This is a genomic window from Asaia spathodeae NBRC 105894, from assembly GCF_025994195.1.
In the GTDB taxonomy this organism is placed as follows: Bacteria; Pseudomonadota; Alphaproteobacteria; order Acetobacterales; family Acetobacteraceae; genus Asaia; species Asaia siamensis.
On sequence record NZ_BAPY01000037.1, the window covers coordinates 48,488 to 72,674 of the forward strand.

Annotated in this window: 13 protein-coding genes; 5 read left to right on the forward strand and 8 right to left on the reverse strand. The window is 56.5% G+C overall.

Annotated features, from left to right (window positions below; all coding sequences use genetic code 11):
• Positions 1-164 precede the first annotated feature (164 nt).
• Positions 165-1,742: a carbohydrate porin gene (locus tag AA105894_RS11135; protein ID WP_267311778.1), complete on the forward strand. Its 1,578-nt coding sequence runs from the start codon at positions 165-167 to the stop codon at positions 1,740-1,742.
• Between the two features lie 213 nt (positions 1,743-1,955).
• Positions 1,956-2,963: a phosphate ABC transporter substrate-binding protein PstS gene (gene pstS / locus AA105894_RS11140; RefSeq protein ID WP_267311779.1), complete on the forward strand. Its 1,008-nt coding sequence runs from the start codon at positions 1,956-1,958 to the stop codon at positions 2,961-2,963.
• A 352-nt stretch (positions 2,964-3,315) separates the two neighbouring features.
• On the opposite strand, the gene AA105894_RS11145 is transcribed toward pstS, so the two are convergent.
• Entirely contained in the window at positions 3,316-7,149 is a 3,834-nt protein-coding gene (locus AA105894_RS11145) for a Hint domain-containing protein (protein WP_267311780.1), read from the reverse strand.
• Positions 7,150-7,881: 732 nt separating this feature from the next.
• On the opposite strand from AA105894_RS11145, the gene AA105894_RS11150 reads away from it, so the two are divergent.
• On the forward strand, positions 7,882-8,043 hold the full coding sequence (locus AA105894_RS11150) for a hypothetical protein (protein WP_267311781.1): 162 nt from the start codon (positions 7,882-7,884) through the stop codon (positions 8,041-8,043).
• A gap of 19 nt (positions 8,044-8,062) precedes the next feature.
• On the opposite strand, the gene AA105894_RS11155 is transcribed toward AA105894_RS11150, so the two are convergent.
• The 6 genes from AA105894_RS11155 to AA105894_RS11180 all read right to left on the reverse strand — a co-directional run bounded on the left by AA105894_RS11155 (position 8,063) and on the right by AA105894_RS11180 (position 16,646).
• A complete protein-coding gene (locus tag AA105894_RS11155; protein WP_267311782.1) occupies positions 8,063-9,199 on the reverse strand; it encodes an MFS transporter in 1,137 nt (378 codons plus the stop codon).
• A gap of 684 nt (positions 9,200-9,883) precedes the next feature.
• Positions 9,884-12,022: a TonB-dependent receptor gene (locus tag AA105894_RS11160; protein ID WP_267311783.1), complete on the reverse strand. Its 2,139-nt coding sequence runs from the start codon at positions 12,020-12,022 to the stop codon at positions 9,884-9,886.
• 91 nt (positions 12,023-12,113) lie between these two features.
• Positions 12,114-12,485, reverse strand: coding sequence for a DUF2946 family protein (locus tag AA105894_RS11165; protein ID WP_267311784.1), 372 nt, complete (start codon positions 12,483-12,485; stop codon positions 12,114-12,116).
• 359 nt (positions 12,486-12,844) lie between these two features.
• Positions 12,845-14,056: a Dyp-type peroxidase gene (locus tag AA105894_RS11170; RefSeq protein WP_267311785.1), complete on the reverse strand. Its 1,212-nt coding sequence runs from the start codon at positions 14,054-14,056 to the stop codon at positions 12,845-12,847.
• Positions 14,053-15,207 carry an NHL repeat-containing protein gene (locus tag AA105894_RS11175; protein ID WP_267311786.1) on the reverse strand — a complete coding sequence of 385 codons (1,155 nt, stop codon included), beginning with the start codon at positions 15,205-15,207 and terminating at the stop codon, positions 14,053-14,055. The genes AA105894_RS11170 and AA105894_RS11175 overlap by 4 nt, the downstream gene beginning before the upstream one ends.
• An 8-nt stretch (positions 15,208-15,215) precedes the next feature.
• Positions 15,216-16,646: a carbohydrate porin gene (locus AA105894_RS11180; protein ID WP_267311787.1), complete on the reverse strand. Its 1,431-nt coding sequence runs from the start codon at positions 16,644-16,646 to the stop codon at positions 15,216-15,218.
• Positions 16,647-17,040: 394 nt separating this feature from the next.
• On the opposite strand from AA105894_RS11180, the gene AA105894_RS11185 reads away from it, so the two are divergent.
• Together AA105894_RS11185 and AA105894_RS11190 are read left to right on the forward strand one after the other, a co-directional pair.
• Positions 17,041-19,419, forward strand: a complete 2,379-nt coding sequence (locus AA105894_RS11185; RefSeq protein WP_267311788.1) for a TonB-dependent receptor — start codon at positions 17,041-17,043, stop codon at positions 19,417-19,419.
• A 299-nt stretch (positions 19,420-19,718) separates the two neighbouring features.
• A complete protein-coding gene (locus AA105894_RS11190; RefSeq protein ID WP_267311789.1) occupies positions 19,719-22,328 on the forward strand; it encodes a TonB-dependent receptor plug domain-containing protein in 2,610 nt (869 codons plus the stop codon).
• Between the two features lie 77 nt (positions 22,329-22,405).
• On the opposite strand, the gene AA105894_RS11195 is transcribed toward AA105894_RS11190, so the two are convergent.
• Positions 22,406-24,163 carry a hypothetical protein gene (locus AA105894_RS11195; RefSeq protein ID WP_267311790.1) on the reverse strand — a complete coding sequence of 586 codons (1,758 nt, stop codon included), beginning with the start codon at positions 24,161-24,163 and terminating at the stop codon, positions 22,406-22,408.
• Between the last annotated feature and the right edge of the window lie 24 nt (positions 24,164-24,187).

Below are 24,187 nucleotides of genomic sequence, written 5' to 3' on the forward strand. Positions count from 1 at the left end.
ACACCCGGACCGTAAGTGTGGCGAAAAAATCACGCTAACTTGCTCAAATCATGGGTTTCGGCCCGAAAATTCCAATCCGCTTGTCATAGAATGAAATATTGATAGGACGGGGCCAATCGGCCACTCAGGAGGCCAACATTCAGACCTAAAGAGTGTGCGCGAACATGCTTGTTTCAAGAACCGGGAGGCTCCGTTCTCTCTGGGTTGCCGGAACCGTTCTGGGGAGCTGCTTCCTCGGCGTTCAGGCATACGCCCAGACGAAAAGCCAGCAGACGAGCTCAAGTAACGAGACCGCCGCAACGCTCGATCCGATCGAAAAGGTCTCGACAACGACCAATAGTTCCGGCGTGAACAAAGATAGCCCGGCGAGCCTCTTCGGCAGCCCATATGACCGCTCACAGCCCACACTCGGCACGGTTCGTCACCCCTATATCCCCGTTCCTGGCAATGAGGCCCTTTTTCCGAAGAGTTTCTCCGACTGGCTCAAACAGCCGACCATGACGGGTGACTGGGGCGGATTGCGCACACGGTTGCAGAACATGGGCATCACGCCCCAGGGCCATTATCTGCAGGACAGTGCCGGCAACCCTGTTGGCGGCAAGACGCAGGCGGTTCGTTACGCTCACGAAGTCGGTATCGGCGCTGACGTCAATTTCGCGCAGCTGACTGGCCATAATTACGGCATGTTCCACGTCTTGCTGACTGAGCGTGCTGGTCTAGGCATCGGCCAGAAAATCCCGACACTCAACAGCCCGCAGCAGATCTTTGGTTCGGGCGAGACGATCCGTTTCACACGGCTTTCGTGGGAGATGCAGTGGAGCCGATATGCCGATACCGAAATCGGCTGGATCAATACCGAAAACGATTTCGGTCAGTCGACCATGCATTGGGGCATGAGTCTCTATTGCCAGTTTGAATCGAACGCCATCTGCGGTATGCCCCAGGCACTCGCAAGCAATTCGGGCTATGGCTACTACCCGACCGCGCATCCAGGCGCTTTCCTCAAGCTCTACCCGTTTGGTGATGAGCGGATGCTGGTGTCAGCCGGTATCTATAACGTCGACCCCACCATCTCGAACACCGGCTATGCATGGAAACTTGGCCTGCATAATTCGACAGGCGCCTATCTTCCCTTCCAGGTCGGCTATCATTTCGGTGGCACGGACAGCAAGGGCCGCCTGCCCACCAATGTGAAGTTTGGCGGCTACTGGGACACGTCTGAAGTCAATAACGTCTATGCGCAGCTTGCTGGCTTTGAACTGTCAAATGCCGCGCTTGGCAATCTGCCCATCGAAAAGGTGCGCGGCCGTTACGGCGGCTGGTTCATGGCCGACCAGATGCTTCAGCGCGACAAAAGCGACTCATCACGCTCGACAGTGGCGTTCCTGTCGTTCACCTGGGGTGATCCACGCACTGCCATTGCGCCCTACTTCATCACCTGGGGTGTCGTGCGCAAGGGAACGTTCTGGAACCGACCGAACGATACGATCAGCCTTGGCGGGAAGTTCAACTTCGTCAATCCCAAGCTCGGTGCCTATGTCGGCGCGCTACAGGTCCAGCAAGGCGCCGATAACGGATTGCTGAAGCCGAGCGGTGAACATGCTGGCGAACTCAACTATGGGTGGCGTCCTACGCAATGGCTCACTGTGCGACCGGGCCTGCAGTATATCTGGCATCCCGGCGGGACGAACCGCTACAAGAATGCCCTTCTCCTCGATTTCGAGACAGGCGTCACCTTCTGAAGCCCGTCACAACGCTTAAGGAAGCGCCCTTCTCCGGAGGGGCGTTTGTCGTTTGAGCCCCGCCCTTTCCGTCAGATACGGTCAAGAAAAAGGGCAAGTCACGGGTGGCCTCCGAGGGGTGGGCATTTCATAAAACTATCATCTTATATCTGTATCTTCTTGTTGCTGCCGCCGATAGAACGAGCCGTCATCTAGATCTATTGAGGTCATACAATGCAGCTTTCCCGTATTTTCGGCGCTCTCTCCCTCTCCCTGGCTCTGAGCTGCGGCGTTTCGCACGCAGCCACCATCACCGGGGCCGGGTCGAGCTTCGCCGCGCCGATCTATGGCGCCTGGGGTGAGACGGCGCAGAAAGCCATTGGCACCTCCGTCAATTATCAGAGCGTCGGTTCGGGCGCCGGACAGAACCAGGCTATCGCGCGCACGGTCGATTTCGGCGCGTCGGACAAGCCGATGGAAGCGGCCAAGCTCGACAGCAACAAGCTCTATCAGTTCCCGACCGTCATGGGCGGCATTGTCGTGATCGTCAACGTGCCTGGCATTGCCCCGGGCAAGCTGAAACTCGACGGCCCGACCATCGCCGGCCTGTATGACGGCACGATTTCCACCTGGAATGACCCACGTATTGCCGCCCTGAACCCAGGCCTGAAGCTGCCTGACTCAGATGTTGCCCCCATTCACCGCGCCGACGCATCGGGCACCAGCTTCGTGTTTACCTCTTACCTCTCCAAGGTTTCGGCCACATGGAAGGGCAAGTTCGGCGCAGGCACGTCGATCGCCTGGGCCGGGGGCGCAGGCGCCCGCGGCAATGATGGCGTGGCCGCTGGCGTCAAGGAATCCGAGGGCGGTATCGGCTATGTCGAATATGCCTATGCAAGCCGCAACCATCTGAACATGGCGCAACTGCGCGACCATGACGGCGCCTTCATCAGCCCCAATGCTGCATCATTCTCGGCTTCCGCCTCTCATGCCGACTGGGACCACGCCGATCGCTATGCAGTCGATCTGCTGGATATTGCTGGCGCCAATGCATGGCCGATCATGAGCGCAACGTTTGTTCTGGTTCCGACCGATCCGAAGGACCCCGCGCAGGGCAAGGCCGTGAGGGACTTCTTCAGCTTCGGCCTCAAGAGCGGCAACCCTGATGCGATCAAGCTGGATTACGTCCCGCTGCCGCAGTCGGTAAAGGATGCCGTGATCAGCAACTGGCCCAAGAACTGAGGGTATTCCGTTCCGGCCTCTTCGGCCGGGATAATCCCGTTTCGATATGTCCTTGATCGGACCTTTCACGCTCTGGGATGCCGCGATGTCGATCCGGTATTCCAGAGCATTTTTGTTTTGAGCCCTGATCAGGCCCGGATGTCTGTCTGACGACGGCATAGGGCCGTTCCCTGCCAACAGACGTCAAGTCCGCTCCCTCAAGCCAGCGTAACGCAGTTCGCTCCCACCCCATAAAAAAAGCGCCTCGTGCGAGCGGACATCATGCCGTCGCCGAGGCGCTTTTCGTTCATGCCCTCTAATCTGTTTCGTTCAGACGCCGGGCGCTGAACGAAACAGAGGCATGCTTATTTAATCAGGCCCTGCCGAAACGCACGCAATCATCCAGCACGTCGATCGAGATGATCGCTGCATTGGCCGTGTCTTCGCGCTCGAGGTCGAGGCGGGCATCGCCTTTCGTCCAGCGGCACTGGTCGTTCTCGAGAGCGGTCCATCCCACGCAGCGACGATTCAGAAGATGACCATCCTGACGGATGGCTGCCGAGGCCTCGAAAACAGTGATCTCGCCAATCAGAACACCAAGCGCGCGCCGGTCGTCTCGGTGAACACCGATGACGTCATATGGCCGCGCAGCCGCCGAGACCATGCGCACAGTCGAAACATGTTCCGGCAGAAGGAAGCTGTAACGCGATCCCGCCATGGAACGGGGACGAAGCTCCTGACCATCCTCTGTGACAAGGTGGAAGTTCAGGGCATCCGGCGTTGCGCCGTCGTCTTGCATCTCCTTCAGACCCAGCTTCTCGCGCATGGCCAGAATGACGTCAGGCTCGACGCATACTGTCTTGAGAGAAATGGCAGTATCAAAGCTCAGCGTTGTGTTGATGAGCATCGAGGCATTGTTGAACAAGGCGCGATAACCATCATCGCCATAGCTCTCAACGCGAGCACCGTCAGCCTCGATCACCTCATGATCATGCAGGTCAATATGGAAATAGCGATAAGTACTAATGCTCTTGTCGAAGTAAATTTTTTCTCCATCGACCAGGCTTCTTGCCAAGAAGAGTCGGCCTTCGACCTCGATCCCATGATCGGCAGTCACTCGCAGGTCCTTGAACGGCACACCATGGCCGAGCGCACCCTGACGAATAACAACCGGGTAGCCTGCACGGTCATCATGCTCTGTAGCCTTGACCTGGCATACCCCCACAGCCAGCGCCTTGATCGGGCGCCAGACTGCTTCACCGTTCCTGAAGACAGCCACTTCATCCGTCAGCGCAAGCGCCTCGACATTCTTGTATCCGGCCGCCGTCAGGATGCGCGTGCCTTCGAGGAAGCAAGGCATATCCTGATGCGCATTCGGGTCATACACCCCCGGTGCGGTAGCACCACCAGTCGAAAAATCGTAGGAGACATTTTTGTCTCCCGTCGCATTCTGAATGATGAGCGACGTGCTCCCCGGCGCCCAGATAGGAAATGGTGTATTGCCTGGTGTCTCGCCGCTCTGGTTTGACCAGCGGAGTTCGGAAGCATCGGGAATTTTGTCGTTGCTCACAAGTATCCAGCCGCCACCAACGCTATAGGAGACGAAGCCGTTTTCGGTCTGGTAGACACCTGTGGTCGTATTTGGCCCAGTCAGGACAATATTGCCTTCGGCATCGACATAAGTCCACGTTGTACCGTCATATTGAGCCTTGAGTGGACCAACTGCCTCATTGGCATTTTTTGCGGCCAAAGTGCCGTCACTGTTCATGATATAAAGGTAGACGTCGTTCAGCTCTGAGGGCAGGTAGCCCGATGGAAGGGCCACACCCGGCATGGCAGCATGGGCATTCGGATCGTATACTCCTGGTGAGACGACGCCACCGAGAACCTGCCCATACGCGAGCGAAGAATCTCCCGCCGTATCGCTCAATTTTATGCTGGTACTAGAACCGATGAAATCAGGGATGGTGCTCGACCCGAGTATCGACCCGTTCTGATTCGCCCAGGTAACCTTCGACGGATCAGAAATTTTATCATTGCTGAAGAGCAAGATCCCTTGAGAGACATCGTACGAAACAAAACCATTGGACGTCTGATACATCCCGGTTGCACCGTTCTGCGAACTGGAGATGACATTTCCGGAAGCATCGGTATACGTCCAGATCTTGCCATCGAAACTCGCCGTGAGCGGCCCTATTGGCGCATTGCCGTGGGTCGCCGTAACCGTGCCATCCGAATTAAGAAGATAAACATAAATATTGTCGAGATTGGTCGGAAGATAGCCCTCTGGGAAGGGCACACCCGGCATAACAGCGTGAGCATTGGGGTCGTAGCTACCTTGCGTGACAACGCCGCCTGAGACCTGCGAGAGCGAGAGCGATTGGTCTACAACCGTATCCGACAACTTGATTGAGGTCGTCCACCCGGCAAAATTCGGAAAGCCTGTGGAGCCAGGAACCGAACCTGCCTGGTTGGCCCACTTAACATGCTCAGGATTGGTAATCTGATCATTGCTGAAAAGAAGGGCGCCACGAGACGAATCATAGGTCACGAAGCCGTTCTGGGTCTGGTACATGCCCGCTGATGCATTGGGCGATGTCGCAACGACGTTTCCAGAAGCATCCGTATAGGTCCAGGTCTTGCCGTCAAAACTGGCCTTGAGCGGTCCGATTGCGTTATTATTATTGGTTGCTGTGACCGTACCATCTGCATTCAGCAGATAGACGTAGACATTATCGAGCGTCGTCGGAAGGAAAGTGTCCGGTAGCGGCAACCCGGGCATGAGAACATGCTCGTTAGGATCGTAGTTGCCTTGCGTAACAACGCCGCCGGAGACCTGCGAAAGGTACAGCGAATTATCGACAATCGTATCCGAAAGAACGATCGAGCTGGTCGATCCCGCAAAGTTAGGAAACCCGTTAGCGCCCGGAACAGAACCAGCCTGATTGGACCATCTTACATGCTCGGGATCGTTGATCGGGTCATTACTGAACAGAAGGGCCCCACGAGACGAATCATAGGTGACGAAGCTACTGCGGGACTGGTACATGCCCGTTGATGCATTTGGCGATGTCGCAACGATGTTTCCGGAGGCGTCCGTATAGGTCCAGGTCTTGCCGTCGAAACTGGCTTGGAGCGGTCCGATAGCTGCATTATTATTGGTCGCCGTTACAGTGCCGTCTGAATTCAGCAAATACACATAGATACTATTGATGTTTTTCGGAAGAAAAACGTCAGGGAGTGGATTGCCCGGCATAACATTATGGGCATTTGGATCATAGGTACCCTGAGAGGTCACCCCGCCCGGCACGATTGACAGAGAAGCTGATTGATTGTCCTTGTTGTCAGTAAGCGTGATCGAGGTTGTCGAACCCATAAAACTTGGAAAGCCGGCGGCGCCGGGTACGGCACCCGATTGATTGGACCAACTTACCTCGGCGGGCTTGGCAATCTTGTCGTTACTGATCAGATAGGTCAGATTATAGTCGGTATGGATGACAAATCCGTTTTCTGTCTGATAGATACCGGTCATACCTGCCAGAGAGCTTGACACCCGATTTCCATCGCCATCGGTATAGATCCAGGTCGTGCCGTCATAACTGGCCGTCATGGTAGGGATGGCTTCGTTGTCATAGCCAGCCATGATCGAGCCATCGGCCTTCAGGACATAAAGATAAACATTGTGCAATGTGGTCGGCAGATAACCATAGGGGTAAGCCACCCCGGGCATGTTGGCATGAGCCGCTTCGTCGTAACTTCCGGCCGATGAGTTGGCACCACCTAGAACCTGTGGGTACGTTATTGGATAATATCCGGACGAATCAGACAAGGTTAACGAGGTAGAATTACCGAAATAATCTGCGGGGGCTTTCGAACCAATAGGCACGCCATTTTGGTTGACCCAATGTACTTGAGACGGATTTTGAATTTGGTCGTTTGTAAAAAGTGTTATGCCCCAATCGGGAGCCTGGTAATTATAAGAAATAAACCCGTTCGACGTCTGATATATGCCCGCAGTAGGACTTTGCGTGTTTAGGATGATATTTCCCTGCGAGTCGACGTATTGCAAGTAACTGCTAGTATACTTAGCCGTAAGGGGGCCAATGGCTTCATTGCCATACAACGCGGTCAAGGTTCCGTCCACGTTCAAGCGATAAGCGTAAACGCTGGAAATCTGGTTCGGAAGATGATTTGAAACTGTGCTCACGTCATTTTTCTCTTTTTTTTGTAGACCAAGTCTAGACGATTACCCCGAGTTTTGTTGCGACAAACTATCTCGCGAGATGTTTCGTTATAATCAGATACATTATCTGCAAGCAACGGCATGGATATTGGGGAAATCCGGTCGACAATATGATATTTTCCACTTACGAATATTATGTATCACTATAGTAAAATCTCGATATACGTAAATAAAAATTCATAAACTTTACAATTTTGAAAATAAAAAGAGAATATTATATAGATACTGTGGAATTCCTTTATGAAGCCGCCCCATTAACTTCCGCAAAAGTAAATAGTCTAATAAACCCGATCTAGCGACAAATGGGCATCTTCCTTCATCATCTGGTGTGAAATGTCAGCAGATAAACAATGAGATAGTCAGATCAGTCGAGTGACGACTTTGCACGAATCTGACCTCCAGCCTCCGGGAAAACAAAGTCACTATTCGCGACAAATCGTGTCACTTCCATTTGCACAGGAAATTGTTAGAACGAACACGAAAGTTTTTATTTATGTTTCGCATTTTGGTTCGTGTATTGATCTATATCAATATCGATTGAACGTGAAGTTTATTTCCCAAACTGAATATTGACCACCGCCATTCCTTGAGCGCATCGTCAATGCAAGGAATGAACGGACCCGCTTCCATAGAACAATTCCTATCCTCAGTTAGGATGCGGTCTTGTATTTATTCCGTTAAAAGGGAGTATTAGTGATGAAATGGTGGGGTCCAATCCATGAGCATTATGCCATGACCGACGTTCAGTCATTGGCACTGAGTATCGTTGCAACACTGGTTGTTGTTTCAGTCATCGCCGTGACTGTCAGGGCGGCGAAGAAAAAGCGTCTTCATACCTCCCATATCAAGACGCTCTGAGCGCGCACTTCCGATCTGGCTATCTGACAAGAGGGCTCAAGCCCCGGATATAGGCAGCCAGACCGAGAAGAAGGAGCGCGATGGCGATGAGTGGCAAGACCGCAATGGTGGCCTGGGTCAGGAGAATTCCTCCTATCAAACCACCAGAAGAGACGGCCAGATTCCATGATGTCGTCGCCATAGCCTGCGCCGCATCGATGGATGAACCGCTTACATGCGCCATCGCGCTCTGCGTCAGGGCGGCAAATCCGCCTGTGGTCAGCCCCCAGAGGATAATCGCAAGGCATACCGCGACCGGGTGACCCAATCCGCACGCAAAAATCAGGCTTGCACCAGCAAATAGCGTGATACTGGCTGGGATAAGAGAGGCCATGTGCCTGTCTATCAGCACCCCTGTGACAAACAGCCCCAACACTGATGCGGCACCGAACAGAAGCAGCAGCGCATCAATACGGCCACTCAGCCCTGATGGCACGAGCAGAGGTTCGATATAGACATAAAGCAGGCTATGCGCCGAGACGAAGCTGAAGATAATGGCGAGATTGGCCAGCACGCCGGGAAGTCTCACGGTACGCAGGATACTGAAACTGACCTCGCCCTGGCTCCCTGGCGCATCGGGCAATACGATAATCGCCCAGAGCAGCAGCAGGGCAGAAAGCCCACCCAAAGCCGCAAAGGCGCCGCGCCACCCTATGAACTGCCCGAGAAAGGCGCTCAACGGCGCTCCGAGCACCAGGGCCAGCGTTACCCCCGATCCGGCCAGAGCGATCGCACGCCCTCGCTGCCCCTCTGGGGCAAGACGCGTCGCATAGCCTGCGAACATCGCCCAGATAAGGCCCCCACAACACCCGGCAATAAAACGGATGATCAGGGATAGGGTAAAACTGGTCGCGACTGCATTGCCGAAATTGACGAGCGTAAAACCGATCAGCCCGGCAAGAAGGAGCTTCTTGCGCGCCAGGCGGTGAGTAAACGCTGTGGAAGGCAGAGCGGCCGATAGGGCTCCAAGGGCAAACGCCGTTATGAACTGCCCCCCCACAGCCTGCGGAACGCGCAACCCGGTCGAGATGGACGACAACAACCCGGCTGGCATGATTTCCGTCAGCAGCGTCACGAAGGCTGCCATGGCCAGTACAAGCATGGCATGCACCGGCATGCGCGCTTCCCTTTGTTCAACCGATGCCTGCATTTGAGATCTGTCCTTTCCTACCCGGTCGCTTCATTCCCACACCTGTCTCCGGCACATATTACCCCGCGACGATGTAGCCAGAGGCTTTCCACCGGGGCGCTGAATTCAGATTTTGGCTCAAAAAGCCAACTGCGAGACAGACCATGGCGCAGGCGCGGCGGTAACGCATCCTGACTGGATAGCCAAGATGCACGCGACCGATTTTGCTATGTGACACGCGTCCGGGCGCGTGTGAGGTATCACGGGCGACGTCTTCGGGGGTAAAAACCTTACGCCATGCCTCTACGGAGAATTTCCCGTTTGAGAGCTCGGACCCGGACGCCGGCTCGATCTGAAGCCAGCCTGATGCCTGAATAGGTGACTTCAAGGTCTCCCGGAGGAAAGAGATCATGGTGGAGGGTAAGCCCTCAAGGCTTCATCTGAAGGCGCACCTCCCCCAATGATCACAGTTAGTCGCAGAGCTTGTTGCAAACGGGATCGGCTCAGGTCGTGCTCAGCGATAACGCGCGCCCGAGATATCAGCCAAAAGCTTACCCGCTTAAACGGAGGGCCGCGTTCACACCGGTTTTGCAGGGGTGAACGACAGCGACCTCCATTAACAGCGGCCGCGGGCATCGGTGCGACTGCGTTTTGCGCGCCGCTGCGAAAGGCTCAGAAAGCTGCGGTCAGACTCAGGTTGAAGGAACGACCAAGTCCGGCGAGCGGGCCGAGAACTCCCGTCTGCTTGTAATCGCCGAGTGAGAGACCACCGAGGGGCAGATAATATTTCTGGTTCATGACGTTCTCGATGCTTCCATCGAGCGTGAATTTGCGCCAGCGATAGCTTGCGCCAAGCCCGAGCAACGCATAGCCGGGTGTTCTCGGCTCGTTGCGCAGCCAGTCGACAGTCGACTTCTTTTTCACCAGCGTCACATCGACCCGCCCAGTGACATTCTGCCAGGTCTCACGCAGCCCGACCGTGCCGTTGACGGGCATCTGGTGGTAAAGGCCGGAATGGGTGACAAAATCCTGACCGCGCACCCAGCTGAACGTGCTGACGATCTTGCCCTGACCAAAACGCTCACTGTCCCACAGGCGATACTGACCCGATCCATTGAGCCCATAGCTCTGGGCGTTGTGGTTGACGAATTGCAGCATCGACAGGCCATTGCTCAACGAGCCAATGCGCATCACGTTTATATAGCCTTCGGTATAGGTATAAAACGGCTGCAGCTTGACGTTCCATCCCTCCCCTTTCGGGTCATGCCATGTCACCGTGACGCTGGCCGTGTTGGCAATTTCGGGTCGGAGATTCAAATTGCCGACATAGCCATTGCCATCGCCAAACCAGCCGATCATGCGCATGGCCATGGCACCACGCCCCCATGCATAGCGTTCGTACAAATTGGGTGAACGCGTCTTGCGCGCGTAACCGCCCTCAATCATCAGGCTGTCCAGAGCGTGCCAGCGTCCTGTTGCGGTCACGTCGAAATTCCTATCGGTGCGGCCGCGTGATGCGGCATTGAAACGCCTGGCAGCCATGATATCGGCCATCTGCATCATGCCCATCCAGGAATAGGGCGCGACCTTGCCCGTGTTCATCATGATCAGGTCATTGCGCAGGCCGAGCTGTGTCGAAAAACGCCGCGTCCATTGTGCGTTCCACTCAATATAGTGACCCAGACGGTCACGATGCCCGTTATTGATATTGTGAAAGGTATTGGGCCCCATCATCATGCTGTTGGCCAGTGGTGGCCACCAGTCATTGAGACCGTTATGGTCATAGCCACTACCGATCCTGATATTGTGACGCGTCGAGAGCGGTATAGTCAGATCGATGGCATATCCCGCCGTGCGGGCATCGGTGTTCATGGGCATGCCGGTCGTGGCGCTATGACCACCCTTGTCATTCATCATGTTCATGACATGGTCAACGCGCTGCCAGAAGCCGCGTACGTCGAGAGTGGCCCAGTTGAACTCGCCACGATACTTGCCATTGACGAAGGTCGAGCGGTTATTCGTCATATCCATATACTGGTTGGGAAATCCCTCATAAGGAATGTCCTGCTGACCAAAGGTCAGCGCCAGCAGATGATTGTCCTTCTTCACCCCTGCCGTAACGGCATGATTATAGGAAAGATAGCTTGTGGAGCGTACCTGACGGCCGTCTCCGCCTGTATGATAATTGCTGGCATGGGCATAAGAGCCAGTATAGCGGATGCTGAACATGTCATTGGCAACCGTGACAGTGCCCGAGGCGCCCGAGCCGCCACCATTGCTACGATAGTCACCCCTGACATGACCGGTCACGAGTATCTTGCCGCTCTTTGCAAAAAGCGGGTCGCGGCGCTCGACCTTGACGGTACCGCCCGTACTATCGCCACCGATACTGACCGGAGTGACGCCCGCAATGGCCTCAGCCGTCGAGACGCTGTCGGGGTCGATATAGGACATCGCCGGGTTCATGTGATTGGGACACGCCGAGGCAATATGCATACCATCTACGATGGTTGCGACACGATCATCCGCCATGCCATTGAGCACCGGAAGCGCTGATACGCCGCCCGCCGAATACATGCTGTAACCCAGCGACCCTTTGAGCAAGGCCGCTGTGTCGGCCGAGTGGATGGCCGTGCGGCGTATGCCTTCAACCCGGAGATATTCCACCTTGCCGTCTTCTTCAGGCGCGGGAAGCTGTTTTGGGTCGGTTGCGGCGTGAGCATCGAAGGCGATGACGAGGGCGAGAACTGAGGTGCATCCGAGCGCGAGGCGCGCATGGCGGAGCGACCTGCCAGAACGGGGCAGAGTCATGACAAGAATATCCTGATCGAAAACGAGACAAGCCGCTGTCTTCGCGCATTCGCCTTCTGCGAAGCCGGAAAACAGGGGCGCTTGCAAGCAATCAGGTCAGTGGAGGTGCCTGGGCAGGCGGCATGACCCATCGCAGCCCGGGTGGCGCACGGCATGGCGGAAGGGTGACAAGCTGACTCAGCTTCAGGCTACGCGCGAAAGCGACAATCAGCGCGATGGCGAGAATGAAAAACCCGAGCTGTAAAAGCGGACAAAGAGCGCAGGCTGAATCGTGATGATGCCCGGTGCTGTGGCCCTTGGGCTCGGCTGGCATAACCATGCCCGCCTCATCGCAACCGGTCATATTTTCGACCATACCCATGGTCGCCATCGCCGGGGCGGCAATATCGACGCCGATCAGACGCACGATTTCCGATCGAGGCGTTTCGTCAGGGCGTGCAAGGCTCTGAAGCATGAGCGACACGAGAAAAGCCAGAAGGACAGGAACAGCTACAGCAAGACGAAAGATCGTCCTGCCTTTGCGTCTGCTCTGTCGGTTTGGCGTCGCCGCGTTAATCGCCCCGTCCCTTCACGTGTCCGGTCTAGTGGGCAGAGAGTTACAACCTGAAACAGGCGGCGTCCAGAGAGATAAAATTGGATTCGAATACTCCCGCTTCATTCCGATGACAGAATCGACATCTTCTGGATGCAGGTCTATTCGTTGTCTAATGGAAACATATTGCCGGAATGTGCCAGTTTGTATTTCTGCTACCTGCGAAAGACAGGCGCCACGCCCCTTACGGGGCAAAGCGCTTGTCTCCCGGTGGATGACGAAGCCGAAGCTCAGGCTTCCATGAGGGCCTGACCGATATATCCGCCCTCCTTACGTCCGGGACAGGCAAAAAGTCCGCCTCCGATATGGGTCGTATACTGGTTCATCATGTCGAATTTCGACATCTTCTCGAAAATCTTCACAAACGCGTTTCGAGGGTCCTGCTGCCAGCTCATGAACAACAACCCGGCATCCATTTCCATCCCCTGACGCCACGGCGGCCAGCGCTCGGCCGTGAAGCTCAGACCGTTATCATAGGAGTAGGCCCGCCGCAGGATCTGCGCGCCCCCATTTTCTTCAGGGGCTGCGAGGCGCGCATGAGAATTCTGCACCGTCACCAGATTGCCGTCACGGTCCTTCTGCGTGAGGGTAAGGGGCTCGAATTCATCATGGCCTCCTATTGGAGCACCGCTCAGCTTTTTACGCCCCATCGTCTCTTCCTGGAAGCTGACCGGTGTGCGATCCCAGTGCTCGAGGGCAATACGGATGATGCGCGATACGAGATAGCTGCCGCCCTGCATCCACGGCAGGTCGGATTGCGCCGCCCAGATATAGCGATCAGCCGAAGCCGGGTTTTTCGTGTCGGGGTTGATCGTGCCGTCCTTGAACCCCATGAGATTGCGCGGCGTCTTGCCCTTGCCGAAACTCGGCAGGAACCCGGCCTGCGCCCAACGCGGATTGGCGATATTATAGGCAAGCCGCGTCAGCGCGCGCGACGCATGCAGCGTGGTCTGGGGGTCATTGGCACAGCATTGCACACACAGATCGCCCCCTGAACGCGCATCGACCAGCTGATCGCCGGTAAATCGCGGCAGATCGGCCATGGCTGGGGTCCGATGGGCCTGCAGCCCGAAACGGTCCTTCCCGTCTTTCACGAAGAGGGTCGGACCAAAGCCGATCGTGATGGTAAGATCGCGATCCTTCAGCCCGGCGATCTCGCCTGAATCGACCAGACCCTCGACGGATTTTCCCGCCATCAGGGCGTCTGCCGCCTCGGTCCATTTTTTGAGCAGCGAGACCAGTTCCTCGCGCTTCGTCGTCGCAACGTCGAAGGTGATGAAATAGGCAAAGGGCTGCTGAGGGGTCAGAATACCCGGTTGGTGAACGACCTGCGCTTGAGCGCCGAAAGCCTGCTCAGCGAGAGGTGCGACGCTGCCAAGGGCTACGGAACTCGCGATGAAGCCCCGCCTGCCAAGGCGAAAACCTTTTTCCGTATCTGTCATGGCTGACTCACATTCAATGTGTTCATGTCGTCTTCGACATAATAAAAGCTCTTGCCATCGGGGGTCATGGCAAGACCGAACAGATCGCCATTTCCCGGCGGCTGCTGCGCCTGATCGGCGTCGACCCATTGCGCGTATATCTGCTTCTTTGCCGCCGGATCGATTTCCACGACCTGACCGTTTCGGCCATTTGCGACAAGCAGGTGGTGGCCCGGCACCCAGATCATGGCGAGCGGCCAATTCAGCAGACCGCCCTTGGTGATGACCCTGCCGACTGCATCGTTCTGCCGTGTGACCGGCTCGGTACGTGTCAGCGCATTGTCAATGGCGGTCACTTCGTTGTCGTAGCCATCGGTCACATAGAGCGTGCCGTCGTCATCAAGCGCCAGTCCCGTCGGCCCGAACAGAAAGTTGTCTCGGTCCGCACGCGCCGAAAAGCCGCTGGCGACAACGGTCTGCTTTTCAAGAACTGGCGCGCTGTTATCGGGGATGCTGAGTTCAAGGCGAAGAACCGTCGCTTTCTGCAGGATCGGCGGATAATGTGTCTGCGGGTCGACCACATTCGGCCCTGGCAGATCGAAACCTGTCATGGAGACGAAAAGCGTGGCCTTGTCGCCCTGATCGACACTCGCAATATCGCCCCAGGGCGCGTTGATGAGCGGCCCCTTCCAGGTGGTAATATATTTACCATTGGCATCAAGCAGGATCAGACATCCATCGCCCTTGGTCGTGGTGGTGCCATCCTTGCTGGGGGCGCTACCAACGATGATCCAGCCTTTTTTCAGGATGGTCAGCGCCGTTGTGAGCCCCACCCCACCCGGGCAGGCCGCAAGGTTGCTGGGCAGATTGGCGAAGAGCCGCGCATTGCCCGACACGGGCGAATAGGCAACGATCGTCGTGCCGGTGCCCTGCAGATTGCTGATATTGTTGAAGTTCGTGACCAGAACTTCGTCCTTTTTCAGCACGCCCATATCATGCGGCACGACAACAACGGCGTAGGGGTTGAGATCGCCATTGCCGGGGCTGGTCGATGCCAGTGTCGTATGGCGATGCAGCGTCTCGAGAAACCCCTTCGGATCAGCTTTCGCGGGAGAAGCGACAGCCACAAGAGTGAGGGCGGTGCAGGCAGCAATCGAAAAACGAGAAAACATGGAACCTCTCACAGCGCGATATTGGTTCTAAACCCGAAGACGAGCTCATCGCGCAGGCGTCGGTCAGGATGGGACGGATTGGGGATGCCGCCACCGGGGTTGAAAATGTACTGAAAGTCGGGTTGCCACTGCATCCAGCCGGTAAACTGATACTGATAGGTCAACTCGACATAGGTCTCGCCGCCCTGTGCCGGGGAATAGGCACCCGAATAGCGCCTGACGGCTCGATCATAATTGGCCAGCGCACCACTGACATGGGTGTAGCCCATACCAATGCCGAACACGTCGTCAGTGCGATATGGCAACGGATCATTGAAGGTGAGACCGAAATTGAGACTGAAATCGATGGGCACACGATCGGATTGCGGTGTCCCCATTGCACGGCCGAAAATACTGATGGTCCGGTTGGCATCGGTATGGCTGCGCCAGATCATCTGATCCATGACAGCGTAGAAACTGAACGCACCACGATGCGTGCGGGCCGTTCCATTGCTGTCAGGCGACGCGAGGGACACACCCGTATTATCCCAGAACTGGTCGGCAAAAGGCTCTGAATCGTACCAGCCGCCCACGCGGTAGACATGGGAGAGCGGCTGAACCTCATCGGGTGAAACCATTGCCCCCAGTGCGGGGTAGACATATTGCAACTCGGCAATAGCCAGCACGCCCCGATTGAGCGGAAAGCTTGTGCCGGACGGGTTGGTTATTTGCGGGTCACCGTCGCGATCTCTCGTCGGGCTGCCGCTATAGACACCGCCAAGCAGATAGAGAGGCGTCGCCAGCCAGTATTTGCCACGCACACCGAGGGCGGAGAGCGGATAAGCCGGCCCGCCTCCAGGCATGTCGGCAGAAGGCACCATCGGCCAGCCGAACATCGTATTGGCAAATACCAGAGCATTGCTGCTGACCATGTATTCCTGGTCGAGGCTCTGCTGGCCAATCTTGATATCGAGTTTCTGCTGATCGAGGAATTTCTGATCGTACCACAACTCCCACAAGCGTGTGGAGCGATCGGCCTCGATACCACTCACTGTCTGCAGGGCCATCAGATTATCGGCGCTGAAATTACGCCCGTGAATCTGCTCCATGCTGACGTTGAATGTTCCGCCATACAAGCCGACAGCGCGTTGCGTATCGACCTGAAGCACGGCAACGGTCAGACCATTATATCCTGCGCCGCGATGACTACCACCTGTCGGATTGCCGAAGACTTCGGAGGTTTCCTGAATGGCGAGAACGGCGCCGTATTTCCCGAGTTCCGGGCGTAATCCCCACATATTACCGAGAAGATTCGATGATCGGCGCCAGTTGGAGAGAAATCCGAAAACGCCCGAAGAGTCGTCATCACTCGCCCCTGCGGCATTGCCGAGATTGACAGGCGGCGGAACAGCGCGCGCCGAGAGCGGTAACGACAGCCCCGTCAAACCCAGGCAGGTCACTAATATTCTCGTTCTTCGGGCCTGAGCCTTCGGGCGTCGCCGTGGTCGGAAATCACACATTTTTCGCTCTGGACTTGCTGATATTGATAATCGTTCTCAGTAATACCAGCAAAATTTTGACATGGAAGATTAATAGCCATTAACAAACGAAAACGTGTTTCTTAACCTGAGAAATCCCATTTTATGGGAAAGTTTCCTTTTGAAATACCTCTCGATAAAATCGAATACCTAAAATCAAGGAAAAATATACCAGAACAGATTACACTTTCCCAATCTCTATCGAGAGAGACTTCCGTTCACCCCCAGACCAAATTTGTTATAATGTATCAATTTACACAGAAAGACAGACTACGTATCCCTGCCCGGTCTGCCCTGCTGCAACGGACTGTCTGACGTGTCGAAATACGCTTTTTTCCTTGCTTCTCCGCTTCTCTGCACCCTGAGCGTTGCGCCCGACTGCGCATTTGCCGACAGCCGCGACAAAACCGCCCATGACGAGAGCCAGGAAAAAGCCCCGGTCACTGCCCGGACCCCACCCGCAAAGCGCGAGATCGTGACGGTGCGCCGCCATCGCACCAATGCAGACGGAACAACAGGCCGCTCCATAGGGGGTGGGCTCATGCCCAACCAATCGGCGCCGCGGTCTCAAAGCGGGGTAAATCGCGATTTCATTGCCAGACAATCGCCAACCGTCTCGCCAGTCGCGATGATCGCCGATCTGCCCGGCGTGGTCTATTCGGGCAATGATCCGCTCGGTACCAACGACGAACAACAGGGGCTTTCAGTACGCGGCCTGGACCAGACCGAAATCGGCTATCTGTTCGAAAACGTGCCAGCGGCGCCGCCGCTCTTCCTTGTGCCCTATGCTTCAGCAACAGCCGATAATGAGAACATCGCCTCGATCACCCTGGCGCAGGGCGCGGCTGAAACAGCCTCGCCTCTCTATAATGCGGTGGGGGGTGAATTGTCGGTCAGAATGCGCAAACCATCGGATGAGAGAGGCGGTTTTATCGGCGGATCATGGGGTTCGTATAATCTCAATCGCGCGTTTCTGCGCCTCGAGAGCGGCGTTCTGGGCAAGACGGGTGTGAAGGGCTTCGCCTCCTTCTCCTATCGCGGTGCTGATCAATGGCGCGGCGCAGGCACATCCCGGCGCTTCCATACTGATATGCGCCTGATGAAGGAATGGGGTCAGAAAAGCTCGGCCTCAGTGATCTTTTCGTTCAATCGCGACCGGGGCTATTATCTGCTCCCTCCCACACTCGCGCAGTGGCAGCGCCTTGGCACAAACGCCAATTATGCCGCTGATTATGTGCCGGGCGACAGCAGTTACTATAAATTTCAGGAAAATGCGCGTGCTCAAAGCTTCCTGTCGGCCCCGGTCTCACTCCATCTCGAACGACATCTGACCCTCGATCTGACGCCCTACTTCATTTATGTCTGGGGCTATGACAGCTACGGCACGACACTGAGCCGAACCAACAGCTATAACGGCGCGATGGCGGCAGGCACGCTGCAGGTTCCAGCGAGCCTCGGCAACAACTTCGCCTCGGTCGCTACCGACGTCTATCACCAGTCGCATCCTGGCCTGAACAGCGCCCTCCATTACGAGACGGGGGCGAACCGCCTGTCTCTGGGCTACTGGTATTCCTATTATGATTTTTCCAGTCTTTCACGCTATGTCCTGCCGGACTCACAGGGGGGCGTTTCAAACCAGTGGGGCGCCTTTCCCATCCTCACAGCGGCGGGAGCGCCGCTTTCCTCCTATGACGCAAGGCTTCTGCAGCAGATCAATGCGATCTCTCTGACTGACAGGCTTCATCTTCTGGACCGGAAACTCACTCTGTCGGCGGGGCTGCGTATGGTGTTGGTCTCGCGCTCGGTAACCAATCTTCTGCCCGGGGCGCGCTTTCGCAACGGCGCCAGCTATGCATCACCCCTGCCCCAGTTTTCGGCCGCCTATAATCTGACGCCTCATGATCAGATCTATATCAATGGCACGACAGGCTTTCGGGCGCCGTCTGGCATTTCCAGCTATCAGGACCGCTTCAGCATCGCGACAGGTCGACAATCGCGGGTCGCCTCCTCAGACATCAAACCAGAATATTCGATCGGTGAGGAGTTTGGCTTCAGGCACAAGGGAATGCTGACGCTCTCTCTGGCGCTCTTCAACTACAATTTCACCAATCGGCAGGTTGCCACGACAACAGTCCTGAACGGTGTCACGACAAGTGAATCGATCAATGGTGGCGGACAGACGGCGCGAGGGGCGCAATTCGAACTCGGCCTACGCCCGTGGCACGGTTTCAGCCCCTATCTTTCGGGGCAGTATATCCACGCCACGATCGACAACAACATCCAGTCCGGTGCGGATTATCTGCCGACAAAGGGAAAGCGCCCCGTTCGTACCCCGACGCTCTCGGGTTCGCTTGGCCTTTCCTATGATGACGGGCAGTTTTTCGGCCTGTTTGACGGGCATTATGTCGGCCCTACCTATTCAACATTCATGAACGATGAGCGTATCCCCGGCTTTGCAACGGCCAATCTCTCTCTCGGCTACCGCCTCCAGAAAACGACAAAGCTGAAGACACCACAAATCCAGCTCAATCTGATCAATCTCGGGCGCTCGGGCTATCTGTCGGGTGTCAGCGGCGTCTCGCTCAATCGTAACGCGACGCAAGGTGTGTTTGGTACCACCATCGCCGGGAGAGCGCCGACTTACTTCGTCGGAGGCGGCTTTGCCGGCGTAGTGTCTCTTTCTTCCGGTTTCTGACGGGGCGACAGGCGCCACCGTCAGAGGAGCGACGCTGAGTATGACAGAATGTTGCGAAAGCGAATCAGTGCTTCTCATCACATAAATCTTATTTTATCGTTTCCGCAATGTAACGGTCGAAAGCGGAGATGACAGGGACGGTCCCCGCACGACCCACAGGGTGCACCCATACCGCAGCCCTGCTCACCCTCGAAACCCTGCCCTGCAATGCCACGGAACCTTACCACTCCAAAGGCGTGTCTGGCCGTAGTTTGTTTCGATATCGTATTGTTTCGATTATAATTCTAAAAGGGCTTTTGATGAGACGACGTGCCTCCCTGCTTACCGCCTCACTTGGTGTTTTGAGCGCCATGGCCTGCATGCCCGACGCACGGGCCGAGACCCTTCCCTCGAAGGGTACCCATGGCAGCGTGAGCAAGTCGCGCGCGCCAGCGGTGCAGAAAGCACCCAAAAAATCTTCGCATCGTGCCAAGGCGATATCCGGCGAAGAGTCCGTCATCGTGACCGGCACCCATGCGGTCAATCGCAAGGCGCGCGATAGTACGAGCCCCGTTACGGTCATTTCAGCAGCTGAACTGGCGCGATCGGGCCAGCTCAACCTGACCGATGCCCTTACCCGCGTCTATCCGGCCATCAATATCCAGACACGCGGCAGTGATACGGGGGCGTTGACGGCATCAATCCGTATGCGTGGCCTGAACCCCAACCAGGTGCTGGTGCTTGTCGATGGCAAGAGACGCCATGTAACCGGCAACGTCGTGCAGAATCCGGGCCCGCAATTTGGCTCGACCCCGGTCGATCTCAACATGATTCCGGCCAATGCCATCGACCATATCGAAGTGCTCGAAGATGGCGCAGCCGCGATGTATGGCTCTGACGCGATCGCTGGCGTCGTGAACGTCATCACCAAGAAGCAGGATCATGGGCTGAACATGAGCGCTCAGACGGGGGCAAATGCCTATGCCGGAAGCGGCTGGAATTATCAGCTCAACGCCGATGGCGGCATGAAGCTGGGCCGTGACGGCTATCTGCATCTAAGCGGGCAGATCTACCATACGGACCATTTCTTCACGAATACGGTTGATCACCGGTTGCTGCCCTACGCACCCGCAGGGGCCAATCTCAGCGGCTATTACGGTATCCTGCCGGGCGCCATCAAGGTTCCCTACAACTCCAACAAGATCACAAGCACGCCTGAAGAGACACGCGAGAATCTTGGCATCGATTTCGGCAAAAAGATCTCAGAGACAGTCGATTTCTACGGCCTTATCACCTACGCCCATCGCCATGCAGAGGCGATCCAGAACTATCGCGTACCCAATATCGCGCCGTCTCTTTATCCGCTGGGCTTCTCACCTATCGAAACAATCGAGGAAAACGACTATCAGGCCAATCTTGGCGTCAAAGGCAGCCATCTTTTCGGTTTCGACTGGGATCTGAGCACGCTTTATGGTGCAGACGAAGAAGACATCATCACCAAGAATACAGCCAATACCGGCATGCTGAGTGCTGCCTGCCAGACCACCGACCGAAGCAAGGCCTATTTCTCGTCGCAGGGCTGCGGCTATTCGCCGACCAGCGCACGGGCGCAGACCTATCGCAACGCGATGTGGACCAATAATCTCGATATAAGGCGCAACTTCAAGATCGCCGACGCAGTACCCATGACCCTGGCCTTTGGTGGTCAGCACAGACTGGAAATGTACGACATCATTGCGGGCGAACCCCCTGCCTACGAGGCCGGTGGCACTCAGGGCTATGCTGGGGCTGCTCCGCAGAACGCCGGAAGCTGGAGCCGTAATATCTGGGCGGCCTATATCGATGACGATTTCCATCCGCTGCCCAAGCTCGATATCGATCTCGCCGGACGCTTCGAACACTACACAGACTCAGGCAACACCGAAAACGGCAAGGTCTCGGCACGTTACGACTTCACCAAACGCATCGCTGTGCGCGCCACCATCAGCAATGGCTTCCGCGCACCGACCTTGGCCGAGCAGCATTACAGCGCGCTCAGCGTCGGTCCGACCTCTGCCTCGGGTCTGCTGCCCGTGGCCTCGGAAGCCGCCAGAACGCTCGGTGCAAGCGCCCTGAAGCCTGAACGGTCAACAAGCGCAAGTGGCGGCGTGGTGCTTGAGCCGTTGCCGAGCTTCCATGTCGAGGCCGATGTCTATCAGATCAATCTGAGAGATCGTATCGTTCAGGGTGGATCGGTTGTTGGCCCTCAGGCCATCACTGCCATCGAGCAGATGGGCTATACGCTTCCCGGCGGCGCGACGCTTACCAACCCCACCGGGTTCTCGGCCTATTACTTCTCCAACGGGGCCAGCACACGCACCCAGGGCATCGACATCAAGGCCGATTACCGACTGCGCCTGCATCGCTTCGGCAATCTGCTGCTTTCGATGGGGCTGAACATCAACCGTACCCGACTGACGCATAATGGTCTGTCGGCAACAGGCAATCCTCTGCTCAACGCCCAGACCATTTCCTATCTCACCAGTGAGTCACCACGCAGCAAGATCGTGCTCAATGCGTATTATACGATCGGCAACTGGGACGTTAACCTGCGTCAGACCCGCTATGGCGAAACCGTGGGCATGCTGACCTATCAGGACTGGACCCCGGCAAGTGCGATCTGCCCGCTCAACGGCAAGCCACTGCGAGGTTCGAATACGTGCTTTGCGCAATTCAAGAACACGCCACGCTGGCTGACCGATCTGGAAGTCGGCTATCGGTTCGGCGAGCACTGGCATGTCGCTGTCGGAGCTAACAACATCTTCAATATCCGCCCGCGCAAGGTGCCGGCCAATCTCGCAAGCTACGGCGTCGGGATCTATGACAGCGCCTCGGCTCAGGTGCCGATGAATGGTGGCTATTATTTCGGACGCGTAAACGCGAATTTCTGAGGCAGTCACACTTCGGTATAAAAAAAGGGCCAGAGGCTTTTTCCTCTGGCCCTTTTTTATTGGCGTGAGCCTGACGCTTACTGGAACGGCAGGTAACGCAGCGAGAGGAACACCATGTTGTCGTTTGTGTGCGGCGTACCGCCAACCCCGCTGAACGAGGTGACATAGGTGTAGGAATACTGGGCGCCAACACGCAATGTGCCGTAATCGCCGTGCAGATAGGTCCACCAGAAACCGGCCGTACCCTGAACAACACGATTGATGCTGGTCTGGCAGGCACTGGAAGAAGCGCCTTCGATATCGCAGCCGCCAACGCTGTAAAGCGGGTTGCCATAGCCGTAATGCTTGCCGCCGACATCGAAGTAGGAACGCGAACGCAGCATTTCCATACCGCCATAGGCGTAAAGCTGCAGTGCCTTGGTGGCGTTGCCATAAAGCCCGACGAGCACGTTTGCCGCAGGCATGGGCTTGACCTGGCCCTTCTGGTCGATCGTCACGTCAGGAATATTGGACGTGCCATAACGACCGATACCCGTACCGACGAGACCCGACGCCTGGAAGAAGATCTTGTGCGACTTTTCGACCGGCAGGATAAGCCCGCCGCCACCGCCGCCCGCAAGCTTGGTGCTGCTCTGGCCCGTGCCTGTATAGGAGACCCGGCTATGCGCAAAACGCAGCAGCCCGGTCAGCTCGTAATGACCCCAGCCCGGATCGGCTGCCAGCTTGCCGATGATATCCGGCGCAACGTCGGTCGAGTAGTTCGTCGACGGGTTGTTCACATTCACACCGGCGTTCTGGTAGGTGCCCGAGGTCGCCCCTGTCGGCAGATACTGACCGCCCGAACCGACAGCGATGACCTGCTGCGGGTTTTCGACAGAGACACCCACATTGTAGCGCCCATGATCGAAGCCCTTGACCAGGCGGATCTGCGTGTTGCGGGTCCAGTTGAAGCCCGGAATGTACTGGGCATCGATCGAGAGCGGTACCTGCTCGTCACGGGCGCGCATACCGTGGTTGAACATGGTCAGCAGCGACCAGTTCTGACCACCAAGCAGGGTCAACTCGTCGGCATCGTCGATCAACTGACCGTAGAACACGCGCTCACGAAGCACATAGGAATTCGACTGGCGGGAATTCGATGACGAGCCCGAGCCCTGGAAATCGGTCTCGATATAGGCCTGGGCGCGGAGATTTCTGGTGATATCGCCTTCGACCAGAGCCGCCAGACGGCTTTGACGGGCTGACTCGTGGAATTCGTTGATATGGTAGTTCGGGCTGTTCGCGAACGGGATCGAGCCGAAATTCGACGAAATGTCAGACACGTTGTTGCGCGACCTGAACATCGTGGCCGCTTCGACATAACCACCCAGGGTGATACGCACGCCACCGATCTGGATCTGACCACGATGGAGCGGCCCGTAGAGGTCGGTCACGCGACCGGTCGGTGTGCCGGTCAGCTGACCATAAGGCGTTGCTGCATTGACGGGCGGGAGCAGCACATTGCTGTTCGGGCCCGGTGCCGAAGCTGTTGCAAAACCAGCGCCGGGGCTGGCCGCGCCCGACCCGTGCGCCGGTGCCCCGCGATAGCCGTTGCGGGCACCGTAGGGATCATTTTCTTCATTCTGACGCTGCTGTGCCAGCTGGTCATGAATACGCTTCATCTCGCGCTGATGCTCGCGCTTCATGTCAGCGAGCTGCGACTGCATGGCCTTGATCTGCTTCTCCATCAGACTCATCTGATCGAGGCTGGCGGCTCGCACCGGGGTCGCCACGGCGAGCGACGCCAGCGAGACCGATGCCAGCAGCAAGCGACAGGCACGGGGGAATGAGGTCATGTCAGTATCATCTTCCGATGCTGC